17 protein-coding genes are annotated in these 20,234 nt (G+C 71.7%); 5 read left to right on the top strand and 12 right to left on the bottom strand.

What is annotated here, in order from left to right:
- Positions 1–301: 301 nt before the first annotated feature.
- Positions 302–961, top strand: coding sequence for a response regulator transcription factor (locus tag ACFSDF_RS06885; RefSeq protein WP_377156835.1), 660 nt, complete (start codon positions 302–304; stop codon positions 959–961).
- Positions 962–965: 4 nt separating this feature from the next.
- Positions 966–2,390: a sensor histidine kinase gene (locus tag ACFSDF_RS06890; protein ID WP_377156837.1), complete on the top strand. Its 1,425-nt coding sequence runs from the start codon at positions 966–968 to the stop codon at positions 2,388–2,390.
- Here the strand turns inward: ACFSDF_RS06890 and ACFSDF_RS06895 are convergent.
- The 10 genes from ACFSDF_RS06895 to ACFSDF_RS06940 all read right to left on the bottom strand — a co-directional run bounded on the left by ACFSDF_RS06895 (position 2,329) and on the right by ACFSDF_RS06940 (position 14,728).
- On the bottom strand, positions 2,329–3,300 hold the full coding sequence (locus ACFSDF_RS06895; protein ID WP_377156839.1) for a TAXI family TRAP transporter solute-binding subunit: 972 nt from the start codon (positions 3,298–3,300) through the stop codon (positions 2,329–2,331). The two genes, ACFSDF_RS06890 and ACFSDF_RS06895, sit on opposite strands and share 62 nt — an antisense overlap.
- Before the next feature lie 131 nt (positions 3,301–3,431).
- The gene (locus ACFSDF_RS06900; RefSeq protein ID WP_167251214.1) at positions 3,432–4,181 is read right to left on the bottom strand and encodes an enoyl-CoA hydratase-related protein; all 750 of its coding nucleotides are present in this window, start codon (positions 4,179–4,181) and stop codon (positions 3,432–3,434) included.
- Positions 4,182–4,227: 46 nt separating this feature from the next.
- The gene (locus ACFSDF_RS06905) at positions 4,228–5,397 is read right to left on the bottom strand and encodes an acyl-CoA dehydrogenase family protein (RefSeq protein ID WP_167006896.1); all 1,170 of its coding nucleotides are present in this window, start codon (positions 5,395–5,397) and stop codon (positions 4,228–4,230) included.
- A complete protein-coding gene (locus ACFSDF_RS06910; protein WP_377156842.1) occupies positions 5,394–7,415 on the bottom strand; it encodes an ATP-binding protein in 2,022 nt (673 codons plus the stop codon). Before ACFSDF_RS06910 ends, ACFSDF_RS06905 begins: the two co-directional genes overlap by 4 nt.
- A gap of 100 nt (positions 7,416–7,515) precedes the next feature.
- Positions 7,516–9,123 carry an acyl-CoA carboxylase subunit beta gene (locus ACFSDF_RS06915; protein WP_208322463.1) on the bottom strand — a complete coding sequence of 536 codons (1,608 nt, stop codon included), beginning with the start codon at positions 9,121–9,123 and terminating at the stop codon, positions 7,516–7,518.
- Entirely contained in the window at positions 9,120–10,187 is a 1,068-nt protein-coding gene (locus tag ACFSDF_RS06920; RefSeq protein WP_377156844.1) for a winged helix DNA-binding domain-containing protein, read from the bottom strand. The genes ACFSDF_RS06915 and ACFSDF_RS06920 overlap by 4 nt, the downstream gene beginning before the upstream one ends.
- 80 nt (positions 10,188–10,267) lie before the next feature.
- The gene (locus tag ACFSDF_RS06925) at positions 10,268–11,467 is read right to left on the bottom strand and encodes an acyl-CoA dehydrogenase family protein (RefSeq protein ID WP_167251208.1); all 1,200 of its coding nucleotides are present in this window, start codon (positions 11,465–11,467) and stop codon (positions 10,268–10,270) included.
- Positions 11,464–13,221, bottom strand: coding sequence for an acyclic terpene utilization AtuA family protein (locus tag ACFSDF_RS06930; RefSeq protein ID WP_167251206.1), 1,758 nt, complete (start codon positions 13,219–13,221; stop codon positions 11,464–11,466). Before ACFSDF_RS06930 ends, ACFSDF_RS06925 begins: the two co-directional genes overlap by 4 nt.
- Entirely contained in the window at positions 13,218–14,129 is a 912-nt protein-coding gene (locus ACFSDF_RS06935; protein ID WP_167251204.1) for a TIGR03084 family metal-binding protein, read from the bottom strand. Before ACFSDF_RS06935 ends, ACFSDF_RS06930 begins: the two co-directional genes overlap by 4 nt.
- Positions 14,129–14,728, bottom strand: a complete 600-nt coding sequence (locus tag ACFSDF_RS06940) for a TetR/AcrR family transcriptional regulator (RefSeq protein ID WP_167006913.1) — start codon at positions 14,726–14,728, stop codon at positions 14,129–14,131. The genes ACFSDF_RS06935 and ACFSDF_RS06940 overlap by 1 nt, the downstream gene beginning before the upstream one ends.
- A 115-nt stretch (positions 14,729–14,843) precedes the next feature.
- Between ACFSDF_RS06940 and ACFSDF_RS06945 the strand changes: the two genes are divergently transcribed.
- The 3 genes from ACFSDF_RS06945 (at position 14,844) to ACFSDF_RS06955 (ending at position 19,027) form a co-directional block, all read left to right on the top strand.
- Positions 14,844–15,668, top strand: coding sequence for an MOSC domain-containing protein (locus tag ACFSDF_RS06945; protein WP_167006916.1), 825 nt, complete (start codon positions 14,844–14,846; stop codon positions 15,666–15,668).
- A 4-nt stretch (positions 15,669–15,672) separates the two neighbouring features.
- A complete protein-coding gene (locus ACFSDF_RS06950) occupies positions 15,673–16,659 on the top strand; it encodes a DUF2804 domain-containing protein (RefSeq protein WP_377156848.1) in 987 nt (328 codons plus the stop codon).
- Positions 16,660–16,750: 91 nt separating this feature from the next.
- Positions 16,751–19,027 carry a glycoside hydrolase family 3 C-terminal domain-containing protein gene (locus ACFSDF_RS06955; protein ID WP_377156850.1) on the top strand — a complete coding sequence of 759 codons (2,277 nt, stop codon included), beginning with the start codon at positions 16,751–16,753 and terminating at the stop codon, positions 19,025–19,027.
- Here ACFSDF_RS06955 and ACFSDF_RS06960 read toward each other — a convergent pair.
- Entirely contained in the window at positions 19,017–19,496 is a 480-nt protein-coding gene (locus tag ACFSDF_RS06960) for an aminoacyl-tRNA deacylase (RefSeq protein ID WP_377156852.1), read from the bottom strand. The two genes, ACFSDF_RS06955 and ACFSDF_RS06960, sit on opposite strands and share 11 nt — an antisense overlap.
- A gap of 125 nt (positions 19,497–19,621) precedes the next feature.
- A complete protein-coding gene (locus tag ACFSDF_RS06965) occupies positions 19,622–20,062 on the bottom strand; it encodes a flavodoxin family protein (RefSeq protein ID WP_208322464.1) in 441 nt (146 codons plus the stop codon).
- Between the last annotated feature and the right edge of the window lie 172 nt (positions 20,063–20,234).

Raw genomic sequence — 20,234 nt, forward strand, 5'->3', positions numbered from 1 at the left:
CCCGTGTGGCCGGCCCGTGTGGCCGGCCCGTGTGGCCGGCCCGTGTGGCCGGCCCGTGTGGCCGGCCCGTGTGGCCGGCCCGTGTGGCCGGCCCGTGTGGCCGGACATTATCGAACCCAGAGTGTCAACGCGGCTGACCATGCTCACAGCTCTGTAATTCCTTCCCGGACAGGGTCGTCGGGTCGAAGCACAACGTGCTTGATCGGGGCACTCCGTCGCCCTCCCGAGGGCGCGCCGGTTAACGTACCGGTGGCGTGGATCACAACGCCCTGACGTTCCCCCGTCGCCAAGGAGGTCCGTAGTGCGCGTGCTGCTCGTCGAGGACGACGACGCGGTCGCCGGCGCCCTCGGCGCAGCGCTCCACCGCGTCGGGCTGGCGGTCGACCGGGCCGCCGACGCCGAAGAGGGCTGGTGCAAGCACGGCGACGCCTCGCTCGTCCTGCTCGACATGGGCCTGCCCGACTCCGACGGGCTCGCACTGGCCCGACGGATCCGTGCCGCGAGCGAGGTGCCGATCATCGCCGTCACCGCCCGGCGTGGCGAGTCGTCGGTGGTCGCCGCGCTCCAGTCGGGCGTCGACGACTACGTCACCAAGCCGTACAGCACGCAGGTCCTGCTGGCCCGGATCGACGCCGTCATGCGCAGGAGCGGGCGTGGGCTGGTCATCGGCGACATCCGGGTCGCACACCTGGTGCTGGAGCCGCAGGAGCAGCGGGCGACGTACGACGGGGCGCTGCTCGACCTCTCTCCCAAGGAGTTCGCTCTGCTGCTCGTCCTCGCCCAGAACGCCGGTCACGTCGTCACGCGCGCGGCGCTGATGGAGCGGATCTGGCACACCACCTGGGTCGGCGGCTCACGCACCCTCGACGTCCACGTCGCGAGCCTGCGCGCCAAGCTCAGGCGCGCCGAACTCGTCGAGACCGTACGAGGGACCGGCTACCGCCTCCGCGACACCGGGTGATCGCGTGCGCCGCCGCCTCCTCGCCCTCTCGACGCTGGCTCTGTCGATCCTGCTCGCCGCGCTCCTCGGGCCGCTGATCAGCACCTACGCGTCGGACCGTACGCAGGAGCTCTTCGTGACGCGGCAGGCCGACCTCAACCGCTTCGCCGTGGTCGCGGCCAACGCGCTCGAGACGGGGTCGGTGTCGTCGCTGCGCTCCGAGCTCGACCGGTACGAGGAGGTGCACGGGGCGCGCGTCGTCGTGGTCGACGCCGACCGCCGTACGATCGCCGCGTCCTCGGGCGACCTCGAACCCGCGTCCGTCCCTCGCCAGGTGACCCGCGCGCTCGCGGGCAACAGCGCCGAGAAGCCGGCCCCGGTCTGGCCGTGGTCGGACGACACCTTCGTGCTCGCCTCCCCCATCGGACGCGACGCGCACGTCCTCGGGGCGGTTCTTATGGAGGCGCCGACGGAGGGGGTGCGCGACGACGTCGCCGCTCGGCTCGCCCTGCTGGTCGTCGCCGGCCTCGCCGTCCTTCTCGTCGCCGCCGCGGGTGTCGCCGTCCCGCTCGTGCGTTGGATCCTCCGACCGGTCGACGACCTCGACGAGGCCGCCCGCCGCGTCGCGCACGGCGACCTGGCGACGCGCGTCCCCGCGAGTGCCGGTCCGCCCGAGCTGCGCCGGCTCGCGACCTCCTTCAACGCCATGGCCAACCACGTCCAGGTCGCGCAGCGCCAGCAGAGCGACCTCGTCGCGGACGCCTCCCACCAGCTCGGCAACCCGCTGACGGCGCTGCGGTTGCGCGTCGAGACCCTCAGCGCCGACGCCGAGCCCGAGGACGCGGCACAGCTCGACCTCGTCCTCGCCGAGACCGACCGCCTCACGCGGATCGTGGACTCGCTGCTCGACCTGGGTCAGATCGGCGCCGAGCCACCACCGGTGACGGAGGTGGACGTCGCCGCCGCCGTCCGCGCCCGCTGCCGGATCTGGGAGCAGGCGGTGCCCGGCCTGACGGTCGGCGCGCCGGACCGGATCCTCGCCCTCGCGACCGTCGAGGTCGTCGATGTCGTCCTCGACGCGACACTCGACAACGCGACGAAGTTCGCGTTGGGCTCGCCCGTCGAGGTGACGGTCGGGGAGGTCACGATCAGGGCTGCCGACGCCACGGAGACTGCAGCCGTCGAGATCCGCGTCCGCGACAATGGCCCCGGAGTGCGCGACGAGGACCTTGCGAAGGTCGGAGCCCGGTTCTTCCGGGGCGCGCAGCACCAGAACGTGCACGGGACCGGCCTCGGGCTCGCCATCGTCCGTGCCCACGTGGTCCAGCTCGGGGGGACCTTCGCGGTCGGACGTCCGCCCGGCGGCGGCTTCGAGGTGAGGGTGACCCTCAGGAGCCCCGCTCCCGGTAGTAGCGCAGCGCGCCGGGGTGCAGCTCCAGCGGCGCGGTGAAGATCGCCGCACCGAGCGTCGGCTGCCCGACTCCTGGCTCGAGCCGCTCGATCTCGTCCTGCCGCTCGAACACGATCCGTGTCACCGCGTACGCCACGGGCTCGGTCAGGGCCGGGTTCGCGACGAGGTAGTTCTTCACGCTGAGCGTGCTCACCGCCTCGCGCAGGCCGTACGCCGACGGCGGGATCGGCGCCCGTACGTACTGGGGGCCGAACGCGGCCACCATCGGCTCGACGACGTCACCGAGGTCGAGGAGCCGGACGGGCGTCTCGCGGGCGAGCGCGGCGATCGCCTGGTTGGGCAGCCCGCTCACGAAGAAGAAGGCGTCGATCCGGCCGGCCCTCAGCGCATCGGCCGAGGTTTCGAGCGCGGCGTCGACGAACCTCGCCCCGGGACTGCGGACGTCGTGGACCTCGAGGACGCGGGACGCGATCACCTGCGTTCCGGAACCGTGGGCGCCGATGCCGATCCGGGCGCGCGCGAGGTCCGAGACCTGGCGGTACGGCGAGTCCTCGCGGACGACGAGGTGGACGAAGCTGTCGTACATCCGGGCCAGTGCGACGAGGTCGTACGACCGGGCTGCACCGCCGGGCGCGGCGGGGGCGACCGCGTGGGCCGCTGCATCACCGAGGGAGAACCCGGCGTCGCACGCGCCCTCGGCGACGAGGCGAAGGTTCTCCAGCGAGGCGTTGGTGGTCCGGGTGCGAGCTCGCACTCCGTCGAGGTCACGCGCGATCACCGTCGTCAGCGCACGGCCGTAGCGGACGAAGACGCCACCGGGGTTGCCCGTCGCGATCGTCAGCGCGGTCTCGTCCAGCGCGTCCCATCCGCGCGGGACGCAGCCGAAAAGCCCGGCGAGCACGGGCAGGCCGAGCGCGGCGAGGACGCGGCGTCGACTGAGCTCCTGCACAGACGGATCGTAGCCTCTTGACTATCGTACGTGTGTTCTAATAATCTGCTCTCAGGCGTGCAGCCTGACCCCGGGCACACCCGTGGGCACGACCGGACGGGGGACCGGTCGTGCCCACGGGTGTCGTGGCATCAGCTCTTCTTGCGATTGAGGAACGCCAGCATCGCCGTGCGTGCCTCGTCCGACCCGAAAAGGCGGCCCGACTGCTCGGCGACCTCGTCCCCCAGCCGGTCGATCCGCGCGACGAGGTCGGCGTTGAGGAGCGCCTTCGTCTCGCGCAGACCCTGCGGGTACGCCTTGCGGAGCCCGTCGAGGATCTCGCCGAGCGCCGCGTCGAGCGCATCGGGAGCGACCGCCTCCGTGACGAGTCCGTACTCCACAGCCTGGGCCGCAGAGAACTTCGCCCCCGTCAGGAAGGTCCGCGCCGCCGCGCGAGGCGTCATACGCTCGAGCGTCGTCAGCGAGATCACGGCAGGCGCGAGCGCCAGGCGTACCTCGGTGAACGCGAACGTCACGTCGTCGGCGCAGACGACGACGTCGGCCGCACCCACGATCCCCAGCCCGCCGGCGCGGACCGGACCGTGCAGGCGTACGACGACGGGCTTCGGCAGGGTGACGATGAGGCGCTGCAGGGCAACCAGGCCCTTCGCCCCCTCGACCATGCCGCCACCTGCCGCCTCGGACAGGTCGGCGCCGGAGCAGAACACCGGCCCGGCCGCCGCGATCACGACGACGAGCGCGTCGGGATCCGCGGCCGCGGTCTCGAGGTGCCCGACGAGCTCCGTGACGAGCTGCGCCGACAGGGCGTTGCGGTTGTGCTGGCTGTCCAGGGTGATCGTGGCGACCTGGTCGGCGACCTCGAGGCGGACGAGCTCGGTCATGCGGTGACTCCTTCGACGTGGGGGCCGGACGGGACGGACGCGGGCATCAGTACGACTTCGGCAGGCCGAGCGAGAACTGCGCGATGAAGTTGAGCACCATCTCACGGCTCACGGGCGCGATCCGCGACAGGCGCGACCCCGCCAGCATCTGCACGAGCCCGTACTCCTCGGCGAGCCCGTTGCCACCGTGTGTCTGGATGGCCCGGTCCACCGCCGCGCACACGACCTCGCCGGCGGCGTATTTCGCCATGTTCGCCGCCTCGCCCGCGCCCATGTGGTCACCGACCGCATAGAGCGCGGCCGCCTTCTGCGTCATGAGGCGTGCCAGCTCGATCTCGATGTGGGTCTGCGCGAGCGGGTGAGCGACCGCCTGGTGCGCACCGATCGGCGCCTTCCACACCTGGCGGGTCTTCGCGTACTCGGTCGCGAGCTCGAGCGCGAGCCGCGCCGTGCCCGTGGCGAAGGACGCCGCCATGATCCGCTCTGGGTTGAGCCCGGCAAAGAGCTGCTCGATCCCGGCGTCCTCGCTGCCGATGAGGGCGTCCTGCGGCAGGACGACGTCGTCGAAGAACAGCGTGAACTGCTTCTCCGGGCTGACGATCCCCATCGGGATCTCCTGCCACGTGAAGCCCGGCGTGTCCGTCGGCACGAGGAACAGCGCCGGCTTGAGGTTGCCGGTCTTGTGGTCCTCCGTACGGGCGACGACCAGGACGTGGCTCGCCTCGTCGACTCCGGAGATGAAGGTCTTGCCACCGGTCAGGCGCCAGCCACCGTCTTCCTGCCGGTACGCGGTCGTGGTGATCTTGTGCGAGTTCGACCCGGCATCCGGCTCGGTGATCGAGAACGCGAACGTGCTCGTCCCGTCCGCGAGCCCGGGCAGCCAGCGCTGCTTCTGGTCGTCCGTCCCGTACTGGGCGATGATCGTGCCGACGATCGCCGGCGAGACGACCATGAGCAGCAGCGGGCAGCCGGCCGCGGCCAGCTCCTCGCACACGGCGGCGAGGTCACCGATCTCGCCGCCACCGCCCCCGTACTCCTCCGGGACTGCGACACCGAGGTAGCCGAGCTTGCCGGCCTCCTCCCAGAGCTCCGTGGTCTTGCGACCCTCCCGGTAGGCGGTGTTGAAGTAGTCGCGCCCATACTTGCGGCCCAGGTCGGAGACGGCCTTGCGAAGCGCCTGGCGCTCCTCGGACTCAGCGAATGCGGTGGTGGTCATGCGGGTTCTCCTTCGACGTTCTCCTGGGCGGCCGCGTCGTCGATCACCGCGAGGACGGCGCCGGACTCGACCTGGCTCCCCGCGGTGACCGCGAGCTCGGCGACGACGCCGTCGGTCGGCGCGGTGATGGTGTGCTGCATCTTCATGGCCTCGAGCACGAGGACGACGTCGCCCTTCGCGACCGGCTGCCCCTGCTCCACGGCGACCGACACGACGGACCCGGGCATCGGCGCGAGCAGCGACCCTTCGGCCACCTGGTCGGCGGGGTCGGTGAAGCGCGGCACGACCACGAGGTCGAGCGGGCCCTGCGGACCGTCCACGTCGACGACGCCCCCGCCGAGACGGATCTCGTACGTCTCCTCGACGCCGTCATAGACCAGCACCACGCGGTCCGTGCCGACGTGCACCGCAGTCGTCGCCTCGTCCACGCCGACCGGGACGAGCCGCCCGCGCCGCGACGCGTACGCGACGGCGAGCTCCTCGCCGGCGACGGCGTACGTCGCGGTGATCGGCTGCGACGGCACGTTGCGGAACCCGGCCGGGATGCGCGAGAGCACCGGCGCCGCCTTCGCTGCCGCGGTGGCCGACGCGAGCGCGGCAGCGACCGCATACCGGCGCTTGGCGGCGTCGTCGCCGCGGGCCTGCGACCAGGCGTCGAGCTTCTCCTCGAGCAGCAAGGTGCTCAGCGCCGCCGCGTCGGCAAACTCGGGGGCGCCAAGGATGCCGCGCAGCAGATCGAGGTTGGTGGCGACCCCGTGCACCGTCGTACGGTCGAGGGCGCCGCGCAGCATGCGGGTCGCCGACGCGCGGTCGGGCCCGTACGCGACGAGCTTGGCGAGCATCGCGTCGTAGTGGATGCCGACGTCGCTGCCGCTCTCGACGCCGGAATCGAGACGCAGGCCCGAACCGGTGAGCGCGCCGAAGCGGACGGTGGCCCCGGGGACGTCGAAGGCTCGTACGGTGCCGGTCTGCGGCGCGAAGCCGTCGGCCGGGTCCTCTGCATAGACGCGGACCTCGATCGCATGGCCTCGGGACGTCGGCGGCTCGGTGAGTCCGGTGGCCTCGTGCAGCGCGCGCCCTTCAGCGACGGCGATCTGGAGCGCCACGAGGTCGAGGCCCGTGACGGCCTCGGTGACGGGGTGCTCGACCTGCAGGCGGGTGTTCATCTCCAGGAAGGAGACGAGCGCGGGCTGGTCGGCGCCGCGCTCGGCGACCAGGAACTCGACCGTGCCGGCACCGGTGTAGCCGACCTGTTTGACCAGCGCGCGTGCCGCGTCGTGCAGCGTCGCGCGGGTCGCCTGCGAGAGACCGGGCGCCGGCGCCTCCTCGACGACCTTCTGGTGGCGCCGCTGCAGCGAGCAGTCGCGGTCGCCGAGCACCCAGCAGGTGCCGTGCACGTCGGCCATCACCTGGACCTCGACGTGGCGCGCGTGCTCGAGGTAGTGCTCGACGAACACGGTGGCGTCACCGAACGCGGAGCCCGCCTCGGCCGCCGCCTGCTCGAGGGCCGCCGGCAGCACGTCGAGGTCGCGGACGACACGCATGCCGCGGCCGCCGCCACCCGAGGACGCCTTGACCACGAGCGGCAGGTCGGAGGTCGTCATCGCCTCGGGCTCCAGCAGCCCGGCGACCGGACCGCCCGCCTCGGCCATCAGCTCCTTGGAGCGGACCTTCGAGCCCATCGCGGCGATCGCGTCCGGGTCCGGGCCGATCCACGTCAGACCCGCGTCGCGGACCGCTGCCGCAAACTCCGCGTTCTCCGACAAGAACCCATACCCGGGGTGGATCGCGTCCGCACCGGTCGCGCGTGCGGCGGCGATGACGAGGTCACCGCGCAGGTACGTCTCGCCGGGCGCGTTGCCGGGCAGCCGGACCGCCGTGTCTGCGTCCTTCACGAACGGCGCGTCCGCATCGGCGTCCGAGTGCACCGCGACCGTCGCAATGCCGAGCGCACGGCAGGTCGCGAAGACCCGGCGCGCGATCTCGCCGCGATTGGCGACGAGCACCTTCTGAATCATGCTTCTCCTCCGTCTCGTCCCCGATTTGGGCGGTTCCCCACTGTTTTCGCCGCTCGATTGCGTGCCGAATTGCCCGAATCGCGGACGGGGCGTGCGCCGGTCACAGCCGGAACACCCCGTAGCCACGGGCCCCTTCGATCGGCGCGGTCGCGATCGCGCTCAGGCAGATGCCGAGCACGGTGCGGGTGTCGCGCGGGTCGATCACGCCGTCGTCATAGAGGAGCCCGGAGGTGAAGTACGCCAGCGACTGCTCCTCGATCTGCTTCTCGACGAAGGCGCGCATCTGCTTGTCGCCGTCCTCGTCGTACGGCATGCCCTTCGCCTCGGCGGCACCGCGCGCGACGATCGAGATCACGCCGGCGAGCTGCGCCGGGCCCATCACCGCCGACTTCGCGTTGGGCCAGCTGAACATGAAGCGCGGGTCGTACGCGCGCCCGCTCATGCCGTAGTGGCCGGCCCCGTACGAGGCGCCCATGACGACGGAGATGTGCGGCACCGTCGAGTTGGAGACGGCGTTGATCATCTGCGCGCCGTGCTTGATGATGCCGCCCTGCTCGTACTCGGCGCCGACCATGTAGCCGGTCGTGTTGTGCAGGAACAGCAGTGGCGTGTCGATCTGGTTGGCGAGCTGGATGAACTGCGTCGCCTTCTGCGCCTCCTCGCTGAACAGCACGCCCTGGGCGTTGGCGAGGATGCCGATCGGGTAGCCGTGGATCTGCGCGAACCCGGTCACGAGCGACGTGCCGTAGAGCGGCTTGAACTCGTCGAACCCCGTTCCGCCGTCCACACTGGGCCCATCAACGATGCGGGCGATCACCTCGCGCGGGTCGAACGGGACCTTGAGGTCGCTCGGGACGATGCCGAGCAGCTCCTCGGGGTCGAAGGCCGGCTCCGCGTACGAGGCCTTCGGTGCCGGGCCCTGCTTGCGCCAGTTCAGGCGGCGGACGATCTGACGGCCGAGGCGGATCGCGTCGTACTCGTCGACCGCGAGATAGTCAGCGAGACCCGAGACGCGGGCGTGCATCTCGGCACCGCCGAGCGACTCGTCGTCGGACTCCTCGCCGGTCGCCATCTTAACCAGCGGCGGCCCGCCGAGGAAGACCTTCGCGCCCTCCTTGACCATCACGACGTAGTCGCTCATGCCCGGGACGTACGCACCACCGGCGGTCGAGTTGCCGAACACCAGCGCGACCGTCGGGACGCGCGCGGCGCTCGACCTGGTGATGTTGCGGAACGTCGCGCCGCCGGGGATGAAGATGTCCTTCTGGGTCGGCAGGTCGGCGCCGCCGGACTCGACGAGGTTGATCGTCGGGAGCCGGTTCTCGGCCGCGATCTGCGCAGCGCGCAGGCCCTTCTTGACCGTGAGCGGATTGCTGGAGCCGCCCTTCACGGTCGGGTCGTTCGCGATGATCATGCACTCGACGCCCTCGACAACGCCGATGCCGGCGACGAGCGAGCCGCCCACGGGGAAGTCGGTCCCCCACGCCGCGAGCGTCGACAGCTCGAGGAACGGTGCGCCTTCGTCGATCAGCAGCTCGATGCGCTCGCGCGCGAGGAGCTTGCCACGCTTGTGGTGGCGGGCGACGTACTTCTCACCGCCGCCCGCGAGCGCCTTCGCATGCTGCTCGGCGAGGTCGTCGATCTTCTCGAGCAACGCCTCGCGGTTGTCGGTGTACGTGGGTGACGCGGTGTCCACCGTCGTCGTCATCGTGGTGCCTCCATGGTCAGCTCGACGGGGATGTCGAGGTATCGGGAGAAGCGATCGGCCTGCACCGCGAACCTGTCGCGGACGGCCGAGGTCGTGGGGGTGAGGAGCGTGAGGGTGAGCCGCACCGGGTCGTCCTTGCGCGTGGGGCGGGACCACTTCCAGCCGCCGACGACGCGCCCCTCGTCGAGGGCGAGGCCCCAGAAGAAGAGGCCTTCGATCGGCTCGCGGACGTAGTCCTCGCTGGCGTCGACGGCCTGGCGGTTCTTGTACGAGATGAGGTACTCGTCGTACGGAGGAAGCAGATGGCTGATGCCCTCCCCGCCGGTCGAGGACGTCTCGAGACCCGGCAGCTCGTAGTACGTCAGCCCCTCGACCTCGTACGACGCCGCGCCCGCCGCCTCGTACCCGCGACGCGCGTCGGTGACCGTGATGCCGCCCCACCACGACAGGTCGTGCGGCGTCGCCGGCCCGTGGCTGCGCAGGTAGCGCTCCGCCAGACGGGCCACCGCCTCGTCGTGCTCCAGCGGGTCCGACGCCGGCACCCGGTCGTCGAACGCCGCGAACGTCTGCTGCTTGCCCTGCGGTGCCCCGCTGATCGCGACCCGCTCCAGCTCCGCGGCGAGCGTGATGAAGCTGATCCGTTTGGTCGTGTCGACGCCACTCGCCTCGAGCCGCTCGGCGAGCTGCTTGCGGGTGAGGTGCTCGCCGTCACCGAGGACCTCTGCGACGGCATCGAGCACCCTCGCACGCTCATCCGGCTCGTCGAGGCCGGTCGCGCGCCATGCCGATGCCATCGTGCGGACCACCCGCGGACCCGTGAGCTCCAGCATCCAGCGGGCATCGGCCGGCCGGACGAAGTGCCACGTCGGACGCAGCACGTGCGTCCGCAGGATCTCGCCGGACGCGACCAGCGCCTCGACCTCGCCCGCGGTGGGAGCATCCTCGCTGCGCTGCGACAGCGCCCAGCCGGCGTCGACGTACTCCTGCGCCTGCACCGCGCCCAGCCACTCGACCACGTCGACCGGCGAGGCGAACGGCTCGCCCACGAGCCGCTGTCGGCTCATGCGGGCGCTGCGCAACGGCGACCAGTCACCGTCGGCAGGATGCCCCCTTCCCGGCGGTCGAGCGTGTCGAGACCTCTCCATCAGAACCCCAGGATCTTGGCGACCAGGTCGTTCATGACCTCGGTCGCGCCGCCCCCGATGCCGAGGATGCGCGCGTCGCGGTAGTGGCGATCGATCTCGGACTCGCGCATGTATCCCATGCCACCGTGAATCTGCACTGCCTCGTCCACCACGAACGCGCAGGCCGCGACGGCGTCGTTCTTGGCGATCGCGGCGTCGGCGGCCAGGCGCATCGGGTCGACGTCCGCGCCCGCGGACGCGGCGGCGGCACGCTCGACGACCTGGCGCGTGTACGCCCGTGCCGTCGTCGTCGCGCGGTGCATCTCGACCAGCTTGTGGCGGATCACCTGGCGGCTCGCGAGCGGACGACCAAACGTCTCGCGCTCCTTCGCGTACGCGACCGCGAGGTCGAGTGCGCGCTGCGCGGTCGCGTACGACTGCACCGCCAAGCTGAGGCGCTCATTGACGAACTGCTGCATGACGAGGACGAAGCCGCCGTTCTCCTCACCGACAAGGTTCTCGGCAGGGACACGGGCATCGTCGAACGCCAGCTCGGCGGTGTCAGAGCAGTGCCAGCCCATCTTGCGCAGCGGGCGCTGCACTGTGAAGCCGGGAGTGCCCTTGTCGACGACGAGCAGCGAGATGCCGCCGAACCCGTCGCCACCGGTCCGGACGGCCGTCGTCACGAAGTCGGCGCGAACACCGGAGGTGATGAAGGTCTTGGCGCCGTTGACGACGTACCCGTCGCCTTCACGCGCGGCGCGTGTGCGCAGGTTCGCGACGTCGGAGCCACCGCTCGGCTCGGTCACGCCGAGCGCGCCGATCATCTCCCCTGCGAGCGTCGGGCGGACGTAGCGGTCGACGAGCGCCGCGCTGCGCTCGGACGGCGCTGAGAGGTGCGCGGACACGATGTGAGGCAGTGCGATGCCGTGGGTGAACAGCGCGGCCATCAGGCCCGACGATCCTCCCGACTCGATGACCGCCTCGGTGAGCACGGAGATGTCGACGACGTCACCGCCCTGTCCACCGACGTCCTCGGGGAAGCCGATGCCGAGGAACCCGGCGGCCGCCGCCTTCTTGTGCAGCTCGCGCGGGATCTCGCCGTCGTCCTCCCACCCGGCCAGGTTCGGGACGATCTCGTGGGTCGTGAAGCGCGTGACCGCGTCGCGCAGCGCCGTGCGCTCGGGCGTCGACCAGGCGTCGTACGGGGCAGCGGTCATCGCAGGAGCTCCTCAGGAACGTCGACCACACGGGCGCGAAGCCACTCGCCGAGCGCCTTGGCCTGCGGGTCGAACCGGGTGGAGGCGGCCACGCCGTCGCCGAGGAAGCCGTGGGCGACGACGTTGACCGCGCGGAGGTTGGGCAGCGAGTGGATCTCGAGGTCGAGACCCGCAGCCTCGGGGATCAGCGTCACGAACGTGTCAGCGTCGAGCAGGTCGACAAGCCACGCGTACGCGGCGTCGGGGTCGGCGACGTCGCTGCGGACCCAGACGCCGACGTTGGCGTCGCCCCCCTTGTCGCCGCTGCGCGCATGCACGACCCGGCCGAGGGCGACGGCTTGGGTGGTCTCGCTACGGGCTCCGTTGGTCGAGTAGTCCGAGCCGCTAGGCAAGGACGTATCGACACCCGGCGACGACGTCTCGAGGCCCGCCGGTGGTGGCACGTCGATTCGCGTGCCGTCGGCGAGCACGACGGTGTGCGGCACGAGCTCCTGCGGCACGTACGCTGGGGTGTAGACCCCGTACGGGGTCCCGGCTGCGGGCGGTCGCGTCACGGTGAACCCCGGGTACGAGGCCAGTGCGAGCTCGACGGCCGCGGACGAGAACGCGCGTCCGACCGGGTCGGGGGACATCGCCTTCACGTGGCAGCGCAGCAGCGCCGTCGCCTGCCCCTGGGTCCGGGGGTCTGCGACGTCCGTGCGGTCGAGGTCCCAGACGACCTCGTCCGGCATCCCGGCCGGCGACTGCGCGAGCGCGTCCTCGACCTGGAGGCGCACCAGCGCGGCCTTCTCCTCGATGTCGAGGCCGGTCAGCACGAGCTCGACGGTGTTGCGGAACCCGCCGAAGGAGTTGAGCGCGACCTTCGTGGTCGCCGGCGGAGCGGACCCGCGTACACCGGAGACGGCCACCCTGTCCTCGCCGTCCTGCGTGAGGACGATCGAGTCCAGATGGGTGACGACGTCTGGTCCGGCGTACGCGGGCCCGCCGATCTCGTACACGAGCTGGGCCGTGACGGTGTCGACGGTGACCACGCCCCCGGTCCCCTCGTGCTTGGTGATGACGCTGCTGCCGTCCGACGCGACCTCCGCGATCGGGAAGCCGGGGTGCAGCAGGACCTTGGGGTCGAGCGTCGCGAACCCGGAGAAGTTGCCGCCCGTCGCCTGCGCCCCGCACTCGACGACGTGCCCGGCGACCACGGCGCCGGCGAGCGCGTCGTAGTCCTCACGCCCCCACCCGTACGCGTGGATGGCAGGCCCGACGACAACCGACGCGTCGGTGACACGACCGGTCACGACGACGTCCGCGCCGGCCTCGAGCGCCGCGGCGATGCCGAACGCGCCGAGATAGGCGTTGGCGGTGATCGGCGGCTGTCCGCCGTGTCCGACGAGGCCGAGCTCGTCGGCGCGCGGACGCAGGTCGTCGCCCTCGACATGGGCGACGACGATCTCGAGCCCCTGCTCGGCAGCGATCTCGCGCAGCTTGTCGGCGAGCCCTGCGGGGTTGAGACCGCCGGCGTTGGTGACGATGCGGACACCGCGCTCCTTGGCCAGGCCCATGCACTCGGTCATCTGGCGGACGAACGTCTTGGCGTAGCCGAGCGAAGGGTCCTTGAGGCGGTCGCGGCCGAGGATGAGCATCGTGAGCTCGGCGAGGTAGTCGCCCGTGAGGTAGTCGAGGTCACCCTCGGTGAGCATCTCGCGCATCGCCGCGAGACGGTCGCCGTAGAAGCCCGAGCAGTTGCCGATGCGGATCATGCCGACCCCTCCGCCGGTCGAGCCTGTCGAGACCCCTCCGCCGGTCGAGCCGCACCTTCCGCCGGTCGAGCCTGTCGAGACCCCACCGGCACCGGGTCGGGACCCGGGAGCCCCGCGAAGGCCTGCACGATGTCGAGCCACTCGTCGGCGGCGGCACCGTGGGCGACCACGTCGACGTCGTCGCGGGTACGACGGCGCGTCGCGAGCAGCGCGAAGTCGTAGCCGTCGCCGGTGACGCGGTCCTCGGCGTCCTCCGGCCCCCACGCCCACGTCTCGCCGTCGGTGCCGACAAGCTCGACACGGACCGGTGTCGAGGGGATGTCGCGACCGCGGACGAGATAGGCGAAGGCGCGGGTACGGAAACCGAGGTTCGCGACGTGCTTCGCGCGGGCGGTGCGCGGCAGCTCGATGCCGAAGGCCTCCGCGACGTCACGTCCGTGCGCCCAGGTCTCCATCAGCCGTGCGGTCGCCATTGAGGCCGGGCTCATCGGCGGGCCGAACCAGGCGATCTTCTCGCCCGCGGGCACCGCCCGGAGAGCGTCGGCCAGCTGTCGGCGCCCGTCGCGCCATGTGGCGAGCAGCTCCTGCGGCGCGAGCGCGGCGAGCCGGTCGGCCTCGGCGTCGACGTAGCCGGTCGGGTTCTCGACCGCGTTCTTGATCAGTGTCGCGAACGCCTCGCCGCCCTCGATCGCCGCGAGCGAGGCGCTGTCGGTCCAGTGCAGGTGTGCGATCTGGTGCGCGACGTCCCAGCCCGGCGCGGGCGTCGCGGTGGCCCATCCGGCGTCGTCCAGGTCGGCGACGATCGCGTCGAGCTGCTGGCTCTCCGCGTGGAGGTCGGCGAGGACGGCCTCGAGGACCGCGTGGCGGGCCGCGTCGGGCGTCGGGTCGGGCGAGGTGTCGGTGCTCATCAGCGTTCCAGCTCCGTGTCGAGGGTGATCGCCCACGCGTCGAGGATCGACGTGCGGCGTGCGGTGTCATCCGAGAGAGAGGCGGCGAGCCCGAGCCCGCGCATGAGGTCGAGGGTGGCTTGGACGAGCTGCCGGTTGCGGCCCCGGTTGTCGTCGATGCCGAGCAGGTCGACCGCGTAGGCGTGGGTCTCGCGGCCGACGCGGCGCTCCAACGGGCCGACTGCGGCCCGCAGCTCGTCGTCGGTGCGGGCGGCGACCCACAGCTCGAGCGCCGCGAAGAAGACCGGCGAGACGAACTGTGCGGCGAGCACGTCGAGCACCGCCCGCGTACGACCTTGGGCCGGCAGCCCTCGCACGGCTGCGGCGAGGTCGTCGCGGCGCCGCTCGGTCAGGTGGTCAACGGCAGCGATGACGAGGGCCTGCTTGCTCGGGAAGTGGTGCAGCTGCGCTCCGCGCGAGACGCCCGCGCGCTGCGAGACGACGGTCGTGCTGGTGCCCGACCAGCCGAGCTCGACGAGCGAGTCGACGGTCGCCTCCAGCAGCCGCTGGCGCATGAGACGGCTGCGCTCGCCCTGCGTCGTGCGTGTGGTCGCGGTCACGCCCTCATCATCGCTCCGCAACTAACAAACAGTCAACCCTGTCTTTTTCTGCGAAAGGCCCACCCGCCCAGGAATGCGGTCGAGGCGCAGCCCGCTGCGCCCCTACGCTGACCCCGTGCGCATCGCGTCCCTGCACCTCTATCCCGTCAAGTCCACCGCCCCTCACGACGTGGACCGCGCGACGGTCGAACCGTGGGGTCTAGCCGGCGACCGGCGGTGGCTCGTGATCGGACCGGACGGCCGCAAGGTCGACGCCCTCGCCCACCCCCGGATCCTCGCCGTGCACGCCACCCCGACGGTCGACGGTCTCCTCCTGCGTTCCGGCGGCCTCCCCGACCTCCTCGCGCCTCGACCGGTGCACGGTGTCGACATCCCCGTCGGCATCTCCCGCCAGGACGCCCTGCGGTACGCGGGCGAGGATGCCGAGACGTGGATCTCCAAGGCGATCGGCACCGCGGCTCGGCTCGTGTGGCAGGAGGACCCCACCCTCCGCCCGATGTCGGCGACCCACGGAGGGACGAGCGGCGAGCCGTTGACGCTCGCCGACACCGCACCGATCCTCCTCACCACCACGTCCTCGCTCGACCAGCTCAACGCGTGGGTCGCCGAGACCCCGGACCCGAATCCGCTCTCCATGCGCCGGTTTCGCCCCAACGTCGTCGTGGAGGCCGACCCCGACGAGCTCGCCCCGTTCGAGGAGGACGGCTGGCGTACGGTCACGCTCGGCGACGTCCCGTTCCGCTTCGCCGAGCTCTGCGACCGCTGCGCGATCACGCTGATCGACCCGCGGACGCTCGTACGCGGCAAGGAACCGATCCGGACGCTGTCGCGCACGCGAAAGTGGGACGGGGTCACGTGGTTCGGTGTCCGCATGGTCCCGACCACGATCGGGACGCTTCAGGTCGGCGATCCGGTGAGCGTGACCCGCGCACTACCGTGACGCCATGCCCGAGCGTGAGATCACCAGCCCCGTCGACCTCTGCGGCCCCGACGGCCGCCTGAACCCCGACGCCGTCGGCTGGACGCGACGGCCCTTGCACCGCGCGAACCTCCGCGGCTGGGGGCGTACGAAGCGCTGGGAGTACTGGGGGGTGGTCTCCCCCACCCACGTGATCGGCATCCAGGTGTCGTCGCTCGACTACGCCGCCGTGCACGGCCTGTACGTCCTGGACCGCCGCAGCGGCCAGGAGTGGCGTCACGACGTCACCGTCCCGCTCGGGCGCGGCGTCGCCCTGCCCGACCGGGCCGGCAGCGGACGCGTCGCGGTGGTCGCGAAGGACCTGACGGTCGACATCGACCAGCCCACCGCCGGCACGACGGGTCCGACGACGATCCGTGCCACCTCGCCGCAGATCACGCTCACACTCACGGTCGAGCAGCCGGAGGGTCACGAGTCGATGGGCGTGGTCGTGCCGTGGAGCACGCGCCGGTTCCAGTACACGGTCAAAGACCTCGCCCGCCCCGTACGCGGCACGCTCGGGATCGACGGTGTCGCTCACCCGCTCACCGACGCGTACGCCGTGCTCGACCACGGGCGCGGCGTCTGGCCGTACCGGATGACCTGGAACTGGGGCGCCGGATCCGGTCCCGGCGGCAATGCCGTCCAGTTCGGCGGCCGGTGGACCGACGGCACCGGGTCGACCGAGAACGCGATCGTCGTCGACGGCATCGTCCACAAGATCGGAGCCACGCTCACCTGGTCGTACGACCGCGACGACTGGCGTGCACCGTGGCGGGTCACCGGCGACGGCGTGGACGCGACCTTTGTCCCCGAGCACGTCCGCGAGGCGCGCACCGAGCTCGTGGTCCTCGGCAACTCCACCCACCAGGCGTTCGGGACGTGGGCGGGCACGGCGCGCGCCGACGACGGCACCACCCTGGCGCTCGACGGGCTCGTGGGATGGGCCGAGGAGGCCAGCAACCGCTGGTGAGACCGGGTGATCTGCGCGAACCCCGTCGCGTGGTTACAGTCACCGACAGGTTCACACGTCGATCGGGGGGACGATGTCGGGGGACGATTCCGTGCGCACAGGAGACCCTGTCGCGCGACTGACCCTGGAGCAGAAGGCCTCGCTCACCTCGGGGAGCGACTTCTGGCACACGCAGCCGGTCGAGGAGGCCGGCGTCGCGGCGATCATGCTGGCCGACGGGCCGACCGGGCTCCGCAAGCAGGCGGGCGAGAGCGGACTCTCGCTCGGGATGGGCCAGAGCGTGCCCGCCACCTGCTTCCCGACGGCGACGACGCTGGGGTCCTCCTGGGACCCCGACCTCGTCGAGCGCGTCGCGGCCGCGATCGCCCGCGAGGCGCGTGCCGAAGGCGTCTCGGTCGTCCTCGCGCCCGGCGTGAACATCAAGCGCTCACCGCTGTGCGGACGCAACTTCGAGTACCTCTCGGAGGATCCGTACCTGTCCGGCGAGCTCGGCCTCGCGTTCGTCCGCGGCCTGCAGACCCAGGGCGTCGGCGCCTCGGTGAAGCACTTCGCGGCCAACAACGCCGAGACCGACCGCATGCGGCTGTCGGCCGACGTGGACGAGAGGACGCTGCACGAGATCTACCTGGCCGCGTTCGAGCGCGTCGTCACCGCCGGCGACCCGTGGACGGTGATGGCCTCGTACAACAAGATCAACGGCACGTACGCCACCGAGAACGCGTGGCTGCTGCGCGACGTGCTGCGCGACACCTGGGGCTTCGACGGCGTCGTGGTCTCCGACTGGGGCGCCGTGCACGACCGGGCGGCGGCGCTGCGGGGCGGCACCGACCTGGCGATGCCGCCGTTCGGGGACGATGACACGGTCGTGGACGCCGTCCACGCCGGGACGCTCTCGGAGTCCGTGGTCGACGAGGCCGTACGCCGGGTGCTGGCGCTGGTCGCGCGCGCGGGGGCGGCAGCCGGGGACGACGATCCCGACGAAAAGAACACCTTCTCCGAGGAGGCCCGCCTCTCCCATCACGAGCTCGCTCGCGAGGCCGCAGTCGCAGGGTCGGTGCTGCTCAAGAACGACCCCGTCGGTGGTGCTCCCCTGCTGCCGCTGAGCGAGTCGGCCGACGTGCTCGTCGTCGGCGAGCTCGCCCGCACCCCGCGCTTCCAAGGCTCGGGATCCTCACGGGTCAACCCGACGCAGGTCGACGTCCCGCTGGACGCGCTGCGCGCGACGTGGGGCGACGACCTCCCCTTCGAGCCGGGCTACACCCTCGACGGCACGCCCGAGGAGGACCGGACGCTGCGGGCGGCCGCCGTCGAGGCCGCGCGCGCCGATCGTACGGTCGTGTGTCTGCTGGGGCTGCCCGAGTCGTACGAGTCGGAGGGGTACGACCGCACGCACCTGGATCTGCCGCCCGCCCAGGTCGAGCTGGTCCAGGAGCTCGTCGCCGCCAACCCGCGGGTCGTGGTGGTGCTCGCCAACGGAGGCATCATCACCCCCGTCGCGTGGTCGCGCGAGGTGCCTGCCCTGCTCGAGGCATGGCTCGCCGGTCAGGCCGTCGGCTCCGCGATCGCCGACCTGCTCTCCGGCCGCGCCGAGCCCACCGGACGGCTGGCCGAGACGATCCCGTTCCGCCTCGAGGACACCCCGGCCTACCTCGACTTCCCCGGTCACCTCGGCCACTCCCGCTACGGCGAAGGTGTCTTCGTCGGCTACCGGTACTACGACGTGAAGCACATCCCGCCGGCGTACCCGTTCGGCCACGGCCTCGGCTACACGACGTTCGCCCAGGGCGACCTGGCCGTCGACGTCGCCGGCGAGGGCGACGAGGTGCGGGCGACGGTGTCGGTGACCGTCACGAACACAGGCTCGCGTACGGGTACGGAGGTCGTGCAGGTCTACGTCAGCGACCTCGAGTCGCCCGTCGCACGGCCCGAGCGTGAGCTCAAGGGGTTCGCCCGGGTCACGCTCGACCCCGGCGCGTCGCAGCGGGTCGTGCTGGAGCTCGGCCCGCGCGCGTTCGCGTACTGGCACCCCGTCCTGCGCCGGTGGGTGGTCGAGCCCGGCACGTTCACCGTGTCGATCGGCGCCTCGTCGGCAGACCTGCGGCGCAGCGTCACGGTCACGGTGGAGGGGACGCGGGTCCGGACCCCACTGAGCGCCGAGTCGACGGTCGCGGAGTGGAGTGCCGACCCGGTCGGTGGACCGCTCCTCGCGAGGGCGTTCGGAGGGGGCGCGGCGCTCACGGACAACCCTATGGCCGCCGAAGTGCCGCTCGGCGTCCTCGCCGGTCTCGCCGGGTTCCCCCGCGCGAACGTCGACGTGCTCGTCGACGCTGCGAACCCCGACGACGAGGGCGACGACGCTACACGCTGATGTCGGCGCGCTGCGCGCCGAGGACGTCGGCCAGCGCGTCGGCGTCCACGGTGAGCCCGACACCGTGGCCGCCACCGCCGACCGAGATCTCACCCGAGATGCCCGCATCCATCACGACCGGCCACGCCGTCGTGCTCCCGAGCGGCGTGATCGTCCCTCGCTCGAAGCCGGTGACCGCCTGCGCCGTGTCCGCGTCGGGCATCGAGACGCGGTTGACGCCCAGCAACGCACGCAGCTTGGGCCACGAGAACTCGCGGTCGCCCGGCACCATGACGAAGCGGTAGTCGCCCTCGCGCACGCGGACCACCAGCGTCTTGACCAGGGCGCGCGGGGCGATCCCTCGTGCGGCCGCGGCCTCCTCCAGCGAGCGCACGCGTCCGTGCCGCGTGACGGTGTGCGCGAGGCCGAGCGCCTCGGCGGCGGCGATCGCGCGGGCCGAGTTGTCGGAGGGGTCCGGGGTGTCGGTCATGGGTCCATCGAAGCATGGCGGTTTCGACAGGCTCAACCAACGGCAGGCGCGGTTTCGACAGGCTCAACCAACGGTGGGCGCGGTTTCGACAGACTCAACCAACGGCAGGCGCGGTTTCGACAGGCTCAACCAACGGTGACGGGCATCGGCCGGTCGGCCAGCGCCTTCGCGACCGAGACGAGGTTCGAGGCCATCGTCCGACCGGTCGCGTATGACCAGGCGTGGCCTTCCGAAGTCTCGCTGAAGGACGGGCCCGGCCCGGGGCCACGGTTCCAGTACGTCCAGGCCTGGCCGGGGATCGTGAACCCGATGTCGACGAGCGCGCCGGCGATCTCGGAGATCACGTGGTGCGCGCCGTCCTCGTTGCCGGTGACGACGACGCCCGCCACCCGGTCGTACGCGATCGGGCGGCCGTCCTCGTCGGTCTCGGCGATCATCGCGTCCATCCGCTCGATCGCCTGCTGGGCGAGCGAGCTCGGATGCCCGACCCACGTCGGCGTCGCGACGATCAGGATCTGGCTCGTCGTGATCGCGGGCGTGCACTCTCGGCCAGTCGTCGCCCGCACCGAGGTCGGTCGCGACCCCGTGCGCGAGCCGCAGGTCCACGAGGCGGTACGACGTCGTCTCGACGCCCCACCCCTTCATCGCCGCGACGACGGACTCGGCGAGCATCTGGGTGTGCGACGGTTCGGGCGATCTCTTCAGCGAGCAGTTGAGCAGCGTGGCACGCACGGTCTC

Source organism: Mumia zhuanghuii, assembly GCF_042681565.1.
In the GTDB taxonomy this organism is placed as follows: Bacteria; Actinomycetota; Actinomycetes; order Propionibacteriales; family Nocardioidaceae; genus Mumia.

Excerpts from the sequence above, each read along its gene's own strand:
- ACFSDF_RS06915 (WP_208322463.1), bottom strand. The coding sequence starts at position 9,123 with ATGACGACGACGGTGGACACCGCGTCACCCACGTACACCGACAACCGC.
- ACFSDF_RS06930 (WP_167251206.1), bottom strand. The coding sequence starts at position 13,221 with ATGATCCGCATCGGCAACTGCTCGGGCTTCTACGGCGACCGTCTCGCG.
- ACFSDF_RS06925 (WP_167251208.1), bottom strand. The coding sequence starts at position 11,467 with ATGACCGCTGCCCCGTACGACGCCTGGTCGACGCCCGAGCGCACGGCG.
- ACFSDF_RS06910 (WP_377156842.1), bottom strand. The coding sequence starts at position 7,415 with ATGATTCAGAAGGTGCTCGTCGCCAATCGCGGCGAGATCGCGCGCCGG.
- ACFSDF_RS06960 (WP_377156852.1), bottom strand. The coding sequence starts at position 19,496 with ATGACCGACACCCCGGACCCCTCCGACAACTCGGCCCGCGCGATCGCC.
- ACFSDF_RS06900 (WP_167251214.1), bottom strand. The coding sequence starts at position 4,181 with ATGACCGAGCTCGTCCGCCTCGAGGTCGCCGACCAGGTCGCCACGATC.
- ACFSDF_RS06920 (WP_377156844.1), bottom strand. The coding sequence starts at position 10,187 with ATGAGCCGACAGCGGCTCGTGGGCGAGCCGTTCGCCTCGCCGGTCGAC.
- ACFSDF_RS06905 (WP_167006896.1), bottom strand. The coding sequence starts at position 5,397 with ATGACCACCACCGCATTCGCTGAGTCCGAGGAGCGCCAGGCGCTTCGC.
- ACFSDF_RS06935 (WP_167251204.1), bottom strand. The coding sequence starts at position 14,129 with ATGAGCACCGACACCTCGCCCGACCCGACGCCCGACGCGGCCCGCCAC.
- ACFSDF_RS06950 (WP_377156848.1), top strand. The coding sequence starts at position 15,673 with ATGCCCGAGCGTGAGATCACCAGCCCCGTCGACCTCTGCGGCCCCGAC.